The 11,994-nt window shown below is 36.1% G+C and carries 11 protein-coding genes; 9 read left to right on the top strand and 2 right to left on the bottom strand.

Annotated elements, in window-relative coordinates; translation table 11 throughout:
- The first annotated feature begins 16 nt into the window (after positions 1 to 16).
- The 6 genes from JSQ81_RS16310 (at position 17) to JSQ81_RS16335 (ending at position 6,576) form a co-directional block, all read left to right on the top strand.
- Complete coding sequence (locus JSQ81_RS16310; protein WP_212605064.1) at positions 17 to 814, top strand: 5-deoxy-glucuronate isomerase; 798 nt, start codon at positions 17 to 19, stop codon at positions 812 to 814.
- Between the two features lie 29 nt (positions 815 to 843).
- Entirely contained in the window at positions 844 to 1,602 is a 759-nt protein-coding gene (locus tag JSQ81_RS16315; RefSeq protein WP_212605065.1) for an SDR family oxidoreductase, read from the top strand.
- A 47-nt stretch (positions 1,603 to 1,649) separates the two neighbouring features.
- Positions 1,650 to 3,065, top strand: coding sequence for a gluconokinase (locus JSQ81_RS16320; protein WP_212605066.1), 1,416 nt, complete (start codon positions 1,650 to 1,652; stop codon positions 3,063 to 3,065).
- 102 nt (positions 3,066 to 3,167) lie between these two features.
- On the top strand, positions 3,168 to 4,118 hold the full coding sequence (locus JSQ81_RS16325) for a phosphoglycerate dehydrogenase (protein WP_212605067.1): 951 nt from the start codon (positions 3,168 to 3,170) through the stop codon (positions 4,116 to 4,118).
- A 368-nt stretch (positions 4,119 to 4,486) separates the two neighbouring features.
- On the top strand, positions 4,487 to 5,173 hold the full coding sequence (locus tag JSQ81_RS16330) for a GntR family transcriptional regulator (protein WP_212605068.1): 687 nt from the start codon (positions 4,487 to 4,489) through the stop codon (positions 5,171 to 5,173).
- A 230-nt stretch (positions 5,174 to 5,403) separates the two neighbouring features.
- On the top strand, positions 5,404 to 6,576 hold the full coding sequence (locus JSQ81_RS16335; RefSeq protein ID WP_249336560.1) for a YeiH family protein: 1,173 nt from the start codon (positions 5,404 to 5,406) through the stop codon (positions 6,574 to 6,576).
- Positions 6,577 to 6,968: 392 nt separating this feature from the next.
- Here JSQ81_RS16335 and JSQ81_RS16340 read toward each other — a convergent pair whose 3' ends face one another.
- Both JSQ81_RS16340 and JSQ81_RS16345 read right to left on the bottom strand, forming a co-directional pair.
- Positions 6,969 to 7,742, bottom strand: coding sequence for an ABC transporter permease (locus JSQ81_RS16340; RefSeq protein WP_212605069.1), 774 nt, complete (start codon positions 7,740 to 7,742; stop codon positions 6,969 to 6,971).
- Positions 7,729 to 8,703, bottom strand: coding sequence for an ABC transporter ATP-binding protein (locus JSQ81_RS16345; RefSeq protein ID WP_212605070.1), 975 nt, complete (start codon positions 8,701 to 8,703; stop codon positions 7,729 to 7,731). The genes JSQ81_RS16340 and JSQ81_RS16345 overlap by 14 nt, the downstream gene beginning before the upstream one ends.
- A gap of 535 nt (positions 8,704 to 9,238) precedes the next feature.
- Here JSQ81_RS16345 and JSQ81_RS16350 point away from each other — a divergent pair.
- The 3 genes from JSQ81_RS16350 (at position 9,239) to JSQ81_RS16360 (ending at position 11,994) form a co-directional block, all read left to right on the top strand.
- A complete protein-coding gene (locus JSQ81_RS16350) occupies positions 9,239 to 9,418 on the top strand; it encodes a hypothetical protein (protein ID WP_212605071.1) in 180 nt (59 codons plus the stop codon).
- A 437-nt stretch (positions 9,419 to 9,855) separates the two neighbouring features.
- Positions 9,856 to 10,611 (top strand): hypothetical protein, encoded by a 756-nt coding sequence (locus JSQ81_RS16355; RefSeq protein WP_212605072.1) that lies wholly within the window; start codon positions 9,856 to 9,858, stop codon positions 10,609 to 10,611.
- Positions 10,612 to 11,106: 495 nt separating this feature from the next.
- Positions 11,107 to 11,994 carry a ParA family protein gene (locus tag JSQ81_RS16360; RefSeq protein WP_212605073.1) on the top strand — a complete coding sequence of 296 codons (888 nt, stop codon included), beginning with the start codon at positions 11,107 to 11,109 and terminating at the stop codon, positions 11,992 to 11,994.

An 11,994-nucleotide genomic window follows, 5' to 3' on the forward strand; every position in this document is an offset into this window, starting at 1 on the left:
ATTGGAGGTTTGGAAAATGGCTATTATATCTTCACAGCAAACGATGAAAGATTGGCATATTAAGTCTACCGAAGAAGAAGGGTTCCATAAAGTTGTTATTCCAGGAAGAGAAGATTGTTCCGCTGTGCACATATCCCGATTAAATCTTTCGGCTGGAAACAGCTATATGATTAAATCTTTGGATTTAGAAATGAATGCTGTTCTTTTAAAAGGAACAGCGAATATAAAATCTGAATACTTGGATCAAAAAATGTCACTTTATGACAGTTTTTATATACCGGGTAATAGTTATGTTAATGTTACCGCAATTGAAGACACAATCTTTTATATAGGCGGAGCATTGTGTGAAGGACATGGAAAAGAGTTTTATCGTGAATACAATAAAAATCTACCTTTAGGTGAGATTCACCAAATACATGGCGCTGGATCTGGGCAACGGGAAGTTCATTTCACCTTAAACCCTGAGGTGCCTGCCTCCAGATTAATTTGTGGATTAACTTGGGGAGGGGATGGAACATGGACTAGTTGGCCACCCCACCAGCATGAAAATGATTTGGAAGAGGTTTATTGCTATTTTGATATGGATGAACCAAAGTTTGGATTGCATATTAGTTACTTAAAAACTCAAGAAAGCGATAATTTGGTTGCACATCATGTTACTAGTGGTGACATGGTACTAGTACCGCGTGGATACCATCCTACTGTAGCAAGTCCTGGCACTAGAAATACCTACTTTTGGGTATTGGCAGCTTTCTCGCATTCAAGCAGAAGATATGATCTAGCTATTCTTGACCCTACGTTTGACGACATGTAAATAAACTAATCAGATAAAGAGGTGTAGATATGAACTTATTCGATCTTACTGACAAAAAAGCTATTGTAACGGGTGCAGCCTCAGGGCTTGGCAAGGGTATGGCAGAAGGGTTAATGGAGGCAGGTGCTGAAGTTGTTATTTTAGATCTTTCACCCAATACTCCTAAGGTGGTAGACGAATTACGAGAAAAGGGATTTAAAGCACATGGAATAGTAGCTAATTTAGGTGACAGGGAGGAATTACAATCTGCCTTTGATAATGCTATTAAACTTTTAGGTGGAACTTTAGATATTTTGATACCTGCTGCTGGTATTCAACGAAGACATAAAAGTGAGGATTTTCCGATTGAGGATTGGAATGCCGTAATGCATGTAAACCTCAATATTGTGTTTGAGATTAATCAACTAGCAGGCAAACTTATGTTAAATCAAGGTAAAGGAAAAATAATCAATATTGCCTCTATGTTAAGTTACTTTGGAGGATATACAGTTCCTGCATATGCAGCAAGTAAAGGCGCAGTTATGCAAATGACAAAAGCGTTGTCAAATGAATGGGCAGGACGGGGTGTAAATGTCAATGCGGTTGCACCGGGATATATGGATACAGTCATGAATGTGAATATTATTAATGATAGTGAAAGAAATGAAAGCATTACAAAAAGAATACCAGCGGGTAGATGGGGTACTTCTGAAGATATGAAGGGAGTAACAATCTTTCTTTCATCTGACGCTTCAAATTACCTAAATGGTGCTATTATTCCAGTCGATGGCGGTTATCTCGGAATGTAAAAGTTAGTTTGCATAAGAGTGAAAATACATTAAGAGAGGTGAAATAATTGCTGATTCTCGTTCTTGAAGCTAGTACTACGTCAGCTAAAGCTCTACTCTATGATGATAGTAAAGGCATTGTAGATATTATAAGTAAACCTTTTTCCAAAAAGGTTAATGATGGCATTACACATGACACTGAGGGAATATATAGCGCTGTTATGGAGGTGGGAAGGCAAATAGCAGCACATAAAGATATAGACGCTGTAGCACTTTGCAGTACTTGGCATAGTGTGGTGGTGTGTGATAGTAATATGAATCCACTAACCAAAACATACTTGTGGGGACATACCGGCGCCTCCAACGAGGTAGCGAAGTTAAGGAAGGACCCTCACCAAGTAAAGAAAATGTATGAAAGAACAGGTTGTATGGTTCATGCTCTTTATCCAGCTTATAAGTTATTACACTTTAAAAATGAGGGATTGGACCTAAAAGATAAATATATTGCAGGTGAAGGCAGCTACTTGTTTTATAGAATGACGGGAGAAAGAATGGTTACGAATAGTATGGCCTCCGGTTCCGGATTGTTTAATATTCATACGCTTGATTATGATGAGGAAGCTTTAGAGATGGTTGATCTAAATAAAAGTCAACTCGGGGAATTGTGCACCTATCAGGATGCACGTCCTCTCTCTAAAGAGGCGGCCAATTTGCTAGGTATTTGTGTAGGAATACCAGTAATACCAACTCATCCAGATGGTGCTTTAAATCAAGTCGGAGCCGGTGCATTAAAAGAAGGCATTATGAGTCTTTCTGTTGGAACAAGTGCTGCAATGCGATTATCATCCTCAAAACCTATTGTATCTAAAGGGATGGGGACATGGTGTTATCTGTCGCCCACATCTTGGTTGGCGGGGGCAGCAACTTCGGGAGCTTGCAACTGTTTAGATTGGTGTAAACAGACCTTTTTTCCAGAATCGACATCGTATGAGGAACTTGAAAATCAAAAAGTTGATATGAAAGAGATGCCTATTTTTCTCCCCTTTATGTTTGGAGAAAGATGTCCCGGATGGAGAGACGATAGATTGAGTGGATTTCACGATCTGCGTTCAACCCATACCACAACAGATATGTATTTTGGCGTGTTGGAAGGAATTCTAATGAATATTAGACAATGTTTTGATCATATTACGGATGAGATGGGGACTCCTGAAAAGATTATGGTATCGGGAGGGATCATTAAATCGACCAATTGGATACAAATGATGAGTGATATCTTGGGCGAAAGTTTGTACTGCTCCGACAATGAACAGGCATCTGTATTGGGGGGGGCTATTATAGCTAGGGCTTATCTGGACAGTACCTTTAACCCAAATGAATATACAGCGGAGATTGGAAAAGTTATTAACCCAAATCCAAATATGTATGATCATTATAAAGAAAGATATAACCGTTATCTCCATTGGTATGAAAGGACATCTTAAACGTTTATAAAGCAGAACCATCATTCGATACCTATTGAATTTACATTAGCGTGAATAAGTCTTTTTCAAGTTATGATTAGCTTGTAGACGGGGGGAGAATTAATGTATGAAGTAGTTGTTACAGCTCGTTCCTTTGGTAAAGGAAATGATGCACCTATTAAACTGTTGGAGAGTAGTAAGTGCCGTGTCAAAAAGATATCAACTGAAAGTGCCTTGACTTCGAATGAATTGATTGAGTACATTGAAAACGCTGATGCAGTTATAGCAGGTTTGGATGATTTTAGTGCAGAGGTTATTAATGCAGGTAAAAAGTTAAAGGTGATTTCTAGATATGGAGTGGGCTACGATAAAGTAGACATTGATGAAGCGACAAAAAAAGGAATAGCAGTTACTGTCACTCCAGGAGCAAATGAAAATTCAGTAGCCGATTTGGCGGTAGGAGCTATGTTAGCCTGTGCTCGTCATATACCGCAAATGGATCAACAGATTAAGAATAACAAGGAAGGTAGGGCTCTGGGATTTGAGTTATGGGGGAAAACCTGCGGCATTATTGGTACAGGGAGAATAGGCAGGGGTGTTATTAAGCGTCTCAGTGGATTTAATATGCGGTTTTTATGCCATGATAAATATCCGAATGAAGAACTTACCGAAGAATATGACATCAAATATTGTGAACTGGAAGAACTTCTCTCAGAATCTGATTTCATTTCAATTCATTGTCCGCTTACAGTGGAAACAAGAAATATGATTGGTGAAAAACAATTGAAAATGATGAAAAACTCTGCTGTTATAGTAAACACAGCACGTGGCGGAATCATTGATGAAGATGCTCTATACCATGCGCTTAAGGGGGGAATAGTCGCTGCCGCAGCCCTAGATGCAACGTTGCAAGAACCATCCTTCGACAGTCCATTATTAACTCTTCAAAACTGCTTAATTACTCCGCACATAGGAGGTTACACAATGGACGCGGTTCTGAATATGGGGATGTTGGCGGCTCAAAATGTCATTAATATTTTGGAAGATAAAAAATGCCCTCATAAAATTAATTAAAAGTATAATAAAAGAAAGACGAGTGATCAGCAGACAGAAACCCTTATCCACTTATTCGCAGCGGCGAAAATTAAAAAGGAGGTAAGGGATAAGCAAGTAAACGGTGCATTTTTGGGCATCATGGTCCAATCAGAATTCATCCGGAATCGCTAACAACTCATTTTCGGAAATAAAGTTTTGAATCAATGTCTGAACCGTGATATTCTTATTCATAAGAAATCCTTCTTTTCGTAAAAAGTTAGACTGGTAACAAACATTTTACACTTGAGGATTCATGAAAATTTAAAATCTAAAGTATTAGCCTTTAAATTTGAACATGATATTCTCAAATTAGGAGATTATTAAATATATATAAGGAGGGGATTATTTTGATAAACAAGAATAGCTTAAGGTCAGACTCATTGGTAGAAGTTGCCTATCATCAAATTAAGCAGGACTTTTCTGTTAGGGTGGTCAATCCCGGAGAGAAGATTATCATTAAGGATATGGTTGATCGGTATGGAATTAGTGAAACACCTATAAAACAGGCTCTAAATAGACTTATTGCGGAGGGACTAGTTGAGAATATCCCTAGACGTGGTATGCGATTTAAAGAAGCAAACTGGGAAGATATTGAAGAAATGCTTGATACACGACTGATGTTGGAAACCTTTTTTGCACACAGAGTGATTGAGTCAGTTAGCTTAGATAATAAAATTATTGATGATATGAGAGAAAACATTAAACAACACTATAAAGCAATTGAAAAGATTGAAACTCTTGATGACTTTTTCGAAGTGTATAAAATTGATCACGACTTTCACTTAACCTATATGAAAGGTATGTGGAATAAAAAAATTCTACAAATATATGAAAGTATCGGAAGTCATTCGTTTTCATCTTTTTTATATGGTAAAAAGCCTAAAGAAAAGTTAATTAATGGTGTGTTAGAACATGAGGACATTTGTAATGCTTTGGAGAACAGAGATCTAAAGGCTTTAGAAGCAGCTATTAAGGTTCATAATGATAATGCAAAAGAATACATTAGCTTGATGATAAAAATGAAGAATATATAACCTGTAATAAGCTTTCTAGGCATATGCTTATGCATGAACAAGTGAAAAAAGAACCCGTTCCTGCTAACGTTAAATCACGATAATTATAATGGATACTTTAATTCAAATCCAGTTAAATTTCAATCATAATTTTTTAACTCGAAGTACTGGCTAAAAGATTAATTAACCATAGTCTTCATCAGTTAGTACTTTTGTATTAGGAGTCATTTATTATAAGGGTGGGATATTCAGTGTCCAAATCGAATCCTGAACGGTTAAGCGGTACTCGCAATAGAAATTTTTTTGTTAACACTTTACCTGGACTTATTCTTTGTTTAACGGTAATGTTTTTCGGTATTTATCTTGCCGATTTGATAGGAGTACTAATTGTAAAGTTAAATTTATTACCAAAAGGTAGTGCAAGCCCAGTTTCTGGAATATTCGTTGCCATATTAATCGGTATTGTGATTCGCAATACAATAGGTGTACATTCGAAACTAGTTGGAGGCGTTGTTTTTTCACTTAAGTATGCCTTGCGTGCGGGAATCATTCTACTAGGACTACGGCTTAGTTTAGCTGAAGCACTTAAACTTGGGGCATGGGGACTACCGCTCATTATTACTTGTATTTCCAGTGGTTTGTTAGTGACACTTTATTTCACTAAAAAAATGAATCAATCTAATAGACTGGGTACATTAATTGCTTGCGGAACTGGAATCTGTGGTGTAACCGCGGTTATGGCTACTGCTCCTGTTATCAAGGCAAGGGATAATGAAATCTCATATGCCGTTGCTAATATTACGATTTTCGGGTTAATTAGCATGCTATTTTACCCTTATTTAGCACATTTATTTTTTGCGAATGATCCAATTAAAGCTGGACTATTTTTAGGGACTGCTATTCATGATACAGCACAAGTGACGGGAGCTGCCCTAATTTATAATCAAATGTATGATATTGAAAAAGTAGTGGACGTCGCGACTGTTACAAAGTTAACGAGAAACTTATTTATTATTGCCGTTATCCCGCTTGTTTCCTACCTCTATTTTAGAAGTATTGGTAAAGAAAAAGCTGAAGAAAACCACAAACTACCCAAGTGGTATAAACTGGTACCACTTTTCGTAATTGGTTTTTTATTACTAGCACTTGCAAGAACAGTCGGTGATATGATGGTTACGAACGGTAGGTTAGCCTATGGTATAATGGAACCCTCTTCCTGGGAAGGATTCTACCGTTATTGGAGCTCATTCGGGTCTACATATTTGTTGGGAATGGCAATGGCTGGTGTGGGATTATCCACAGACTTTAAAATGTTTAAGGGCCTCGGATTAAAACCATTTTATATCGGATTAATTGCAGCTATTTCAATTGGTTTAGTAAGTTTGACTCTGATTTCATTGTTCGGTCATTTAATTATCATTTAACCAGATTCATCAGAATTCCTCCGCTTCCATCGCTCGAGTTGCATACTAGTAAAAGTATACTAGTATCACCGGTGAAATAAATTGGTTTTAGGTACCTGGTTTTAGGTACCTGTGCAAGACACCGGTTTTAGGTACCTGTGCAAGACACTATTCAGTTAATACACTACAATGGTTTTAGGTACCTGTGCAAGACACTATTCAGTTAATACACTACAATTGCATAAAATCAAAAGGGGATATCGACTATATAACACTTTGTCGATATCCCCTTTGTTTTAATATCCATAATCATGAATAGTCATAATTGCACCGTGCACAGGTACCTTTTTACAGGTACCTTTTTATTTAGGCTTTTAATTCTGAAGCAAAAATTGTCATTAACCAACACCCCATTAATAATGTGCAAGTAATCCCTTTTTCATCGCAACTCGTTCACAATAGAAAAAAAATACTAGTCCTAAAGCGAAATAGAAAATGGCATTAAATCCGAGAATCAAAAAATCTCCTAGTCCAATTTGAGTTAAGGTGACGCCGTCAATCATTATTTGGCGTACAAGATCCACACCTTTTACGAATGGAAGAAAAGCGAAAAACGGTGCGACTGATAATGGGATAAAAGTTAATGCAGCTAATACAAATTGCAATATTTGTAAAAATGCTTGAACCTGCTTCAATATGATTGATATGCCAGCAATCATAAACCCGACACCGAACATGCTTATTAAAGTGAGGATGAGAACTGGCATGATTGCTATGGCATCAAGATTTAGCCACTGTCCGGTTGTAAGCATTGATAAATAAAGCAAACCAACGATAATAAAGAAATATAGGGCTGTCGTTGCGAGTAGTCGAGTCACCATAATTCGCCAAATACCCATTGGTGACATACAAAGTTGTTCCAGCGTACCGCGCATTGCCTCATTTGTAATCTCCCATCCAATGCTGTTCATCACAGTCATCGCTAGAAACCAAAAAATATAATTTACAATCGCATATTGAATATTAAGATCCTGCGTACTAGGGTCGCCGATTAATTGGATTCCAGTGAACATGCCCAGAAAAATGATATAAAACGTAAAGACCATAGCGAGCGTATTCGGTAAATACCGTTTCAATTCGATATATTCTTTTCTTACATTTGCCTTGAGGAGGTTAGCCCAATACATATTCTTTTTCCCCCTTCACAATTTTCATGAAAATCTGTTCGAAGTTTATCGTATTGCGATCAATTGATTCCACAGGAGTGTTTTCCATTTTTAAAACGTCAAATAGATCATAAATCTCATCACTCTTTGTTAAATGAATTTGTAGAATTGACTGCATTGTATCCGTTGTATAGTCATATTGCGGAAACTTTTGTTGTAAAATATGTTGTTGTTGGTCGCTCAAAACATCGCCAAGCGTTATCGAATACGCACGAACTTCAAATAGTTTCATAAGATTTTCGACTTTATCATCAACAACGATTTTTCCATCGTTAATGATCACTGTTCGATCGCATAAATCTTGTATAACATTCATGTCATGGGAACTGATGATAATCGTTCGGTTATAATCTTTTACAATCGTTCTTAATAATTCACGTACTTCATACCCAGTTTCCACATCCAACCCAAGCGTAGGCTCGTCCAATAAAATGACATCGCTATTCGCAAGCATCGCCACAGCAATCGCAAGTTTTTGCTGCATTCCGCGTGATAGCCGATTAACAAGTTCATTTTCCTTCTCTTTTAAGTTAAAACTTTCTAAGAGGTCCTCGATTTGATTGGAAACCTCTTTACGTGATGCACCTCGATTCCCAGCGAAATATTCAAGGTTTTCCCTCACTGTTAATCGCCAATACAAGTTTCGATTCCCTTCTAACACCGCACTAATATGTTTCAATGCCCCAAGGCGTTTCTCGCGATTGTTCATCCCGTTTATCGTAATTGTTCCAGCATCAGGAATAAGTAAACCGCAAATCATTTTAATAGTCGTCGTCTTACCGGCACCATTCGGCCCTAATAATCCAAGGATCTCGCCTTGGTTTACTGTAAACGAAACATCACTTACTGCTTGGATGTGTTCTTTGGATTTTCTCTTTTTATATGACTTCATTAGGTTTTTTACTTGTATTATGGGTTTCATTGATAACGTCCTTTCTGCTACAAAGTATCTAGCTTTACTAGAGTTCTACATTTCTATGGGGGAGTCCTCTATTTAATTTTGGGGGATTTGTGCGGAATAAAAATTAGAAGTCGACTCTATAGGGCAAAGACACTTTTATAATGTAGGGTGTTTTGGAATATCATTGATTGGACAACGGATGATAAAATAAGCGCGATTGAGGAGAGGATTGACGCGGCATAATAAAAATCCAGTAAAAAGGGCTTCCCGTGCTATTTCAAGAATGGATACTCTGACAAATACATCTTACATATCGGATACTTTGGTACCGCTTATAGCTCTGGATTATAACTGACACCGATTGCTATCAGGCCAGCAAGTATGCTATGCAATGCGCCACCGGTTTTCATCCCAGAAAACGTTCACCATATCCTTTCTGTGGATGAAATTATGATTGTTACAATGATCGGAGTTGCGGTTGCTATCTTATTTACCTATTATGAAAGATTAAGATATGCGAGTGAAATCAGTAAATTCTTATTCAAAAGGATTCCACATGAAGTGTATCGGCTTGTTTATGGGTCTTGTCGTTATGTTGGCTTATATGGATGCTAGATGGATAAATATTTTGGGTGTGATGAGTATTGCGCTGGTTTCTGGATTGCTTCATACGCATGGGGTTAATTATGGGGTGATGTTTATGGTTTTGTATGCGGCTCCTTGGTTGGTTGGGTGAATTGAATTTGAAGAAAGATGAACAATTCTTGGATGGATTACTTTTTTTGGTTGCTTATAAAAGTTGTCTTTGGAGATTACAAAATTAAAATAACATAATTTCGACCCGTTATTATTTAATACTGTCTTCCATTTGTGTTCAGAAAATTGTGCACTCATGATATAGTAAAATCATACTAGAGAAATTTACATTCCAAAATAAAAATCTGATTATAAAGAGTTAACATTTAAAGATATTCTAATTGGAATTGATTCAGACTATAGGCAAATAATAGATTCAAATATCATGACTGCCGGAAAGGCTGGTGTAGATACCAAGACTGGGTGACAATGTAAGTGCCGGAAAAAAGTAACTGTTACTAATTATACTGACCCTATAATCAGGACCTATAAAGAGATGTGAACCGTGTTATTTGAACAAGAGGGAGGAATTTTAAATTGAGTAATAGATTAAAGGAGTTCTTAGCGGAAGCGAACTATGTAAATCTTGCCTTGGAAACAGAAGATGAAAGAATTATTGGTCTTACAAAAGATCTGTGTTATTTATCTCATAACGTATCTGCGAGACTATTATATTATTATACTTTGTGCAATAAACTGCAAAATGTATTTTTGGAAGAAAGAAATGAATTTGAGTTAATGTATGCTGAAGTAGATAACAAATCAAACGATGCTACCGAAATTTCATTTGACAGTGAAATTACCAAATCAAGATCCCTAGAAAGGCAATGGTTATTCGGTGAAGCTACAGAGGTTCAAGAAGCGGCAGTTTCTATTGGTGTTTATCTTAAAGCATATGCAATGTTGGAAGACGTTTTAAATGAGATTTGTAATATTTATCAGGAATTAAAAGGTTTATCAGCTAGTTATAGAGAGCTGGACGGTGGTGGTATCGTGAGGGCATCTTTATATATAAAGAATGCTGTAGGCATTAACAGTAGTTTATCGCGTGATTGGCAGTTGCTTCGTCACTGGAATACAATTAGAAATCAGGTGATGCATGAAGACGCTAAAATGAATTCTAATCCTAAATTATTAGAGTCAATAAATATGTTAGGCATTAATTCTATTCGGGATACAACAATTGGTAAAACTGAGGTAATAAATATTACATTACAAAACGTTAAAGATTTTTTAATTCTAATTGATAAATGTTTATCGGCATTTGTATTGCATGAGGATTATTGGGAATAAGTTTCTGAAACCTTGTGTATAACATTACTCGATTTGGAAACCTGTGCGGGCCAATATTTAAAATGGATTGGGATATTGACTATATATGATTTTGTCGTTATCCTCTTTTTTATCTAAAATAGAAAATTGCTATATTGTAATGTACAAAGGTACCATTTCACAGACAAACGGGTTATAGGATATTCCAAAGCCTGAATTACCACGTAAAAGAATGGTGTAATTTCTGCTACCGATTATATGCTTTATTGGATTGTTCTATTTATTATCAATGCCAATTTATATGCTGAAATCCCTGGGAGTATTAAACATTATAGCGACTTAGACCTATTATCTTTTTACTATAATAACCTTGTATTAATATTCTGTTATTGGTATTCTATTAGTAAGACTTTATTGATTATTTTAGTGAAAAGTTCATTGACTGGATACTATTGAGAGTCTAAAGGTCCATATTAACATGTTCAAAAATATACTTCCTTGGAAAGGGTGCTTATCTTGAGTAATGTAATTTCTTTTCTTAATATGAAGGGGGGAGTCGGTAAAACGACTCTTTGTAAGGAAATCGGCTTTTATTTATCTAAAAATAATAAAAAGGTTCTATTAATTGATGTTGATCCACAGGGAAATTTAACGCAGTCAATATTTGAAAAGTTCAACTACAAACACCACTATGAAACAGACAACGAAATCAATTACAAATACACCGTTTGTACTTCAACTATTAACAAGGTATTTGAATATACATCATTAGTTGATAGTCTCAAGGAGGAAGAATGCATTCTTGAATTAAATGATACCCTTTCAATTATACCTGGCGATTTAAATACAGTCTTTTTTGAAAGATCAAACGGCGGGTCAGAAAAAGAAAACGCTATTAAAAATTTTATCGAAGACTTTCAACTTAAAGATAAATATGATTATATATTAATGGATTGTCCACCTACATATTCTTTTTACACGACTGCGGCATTATTAGCTAGCGATTTCTATTTATCTCCAATTCATCCTGATTCCTATTCTATCCTCGGAATTGATTTATTGTTTCAAGTAGTTGACAGACTAAAAAAAGTTCATAGGGATAGATTTAAAATAACCCCTCTAGAACATTTAGGTGTTATTTTTACCAATATACCAAGGGAAGCAAGTATCTCTACTGGAATGAGACGGATGATACAAGACATAAAAGAAAGTAGTACATTAAATAGTTTGGAAGTAATTTTTTTCAATGAATACTTTCATAATAATCCTGAATTTCCTAAAAGAATAGATTACTTTATAGAAGATTCTAGAAGCGATTACTCATATAAAAATTTGCGAACAATAGTAAAAGAATTTGATGAAAAAATTAACAGTTTTAAACCAGAGGAATCCGGGGTGAGATAG

The organism is Sporosarcina sp. Marseille-Q4063 (genome assembly GCF_018309085.1).
In the GTDB taxonomy this organism is placed as follows: Bacteria; Bacillota; Bacilli; order Bacillales_A; family Planococcaceae; genus Sporosarcina.

What these genes read in the sequence shown, in the direction of transcription:
- JSQ81_RS16310 (WP_212605064.1), top strand. Translation starts at nt 17, where the DNA reads ATGGCTATTATATCTTCACAGCAAACGATGAAAGATTGGCATATTAAG.
- JSQ81_RS16315 (WP_212605065.1), top strand. Translation starts at nt 844, where the DNA reads ATGAACTTATTCGATCTTACTGACAAAAAAGCTATTGTAACGGGTGCA.
- JSQ81_RS16325 (WP_212605067.1), top strand. Translation starts at nt 3,168, where the DNA reads ATGTATGAAGTAGTTGTTACAGCTCGTTCCTTTGGTAAAGGAAATGAT.
- JSQ81_RS16340 (WP_212605069.1), bottom strand. Translation starts at nt 7,742, where the DNA reads ATGTATTGGGCTAACCTCCTCAAGGCAAATGTAAGAAAAGAATATATC.
- JSQ81_RS16345 (WP_212605070.1), bottom strand. Translation starts at nt 8,703, where the DNA reads ATGAAACCCATAATACAAGTAAAAAACCTAATGAAGTCATATAAAAAG.
- JSQ81_RS16350 (WP_212605071.1), top strand. Translation starts at nt 9,239, where the DNA reads ATGAAGTGTATCGGCTTGTTTATGGGTCTTGTCGTTATGTTGGCTTAT.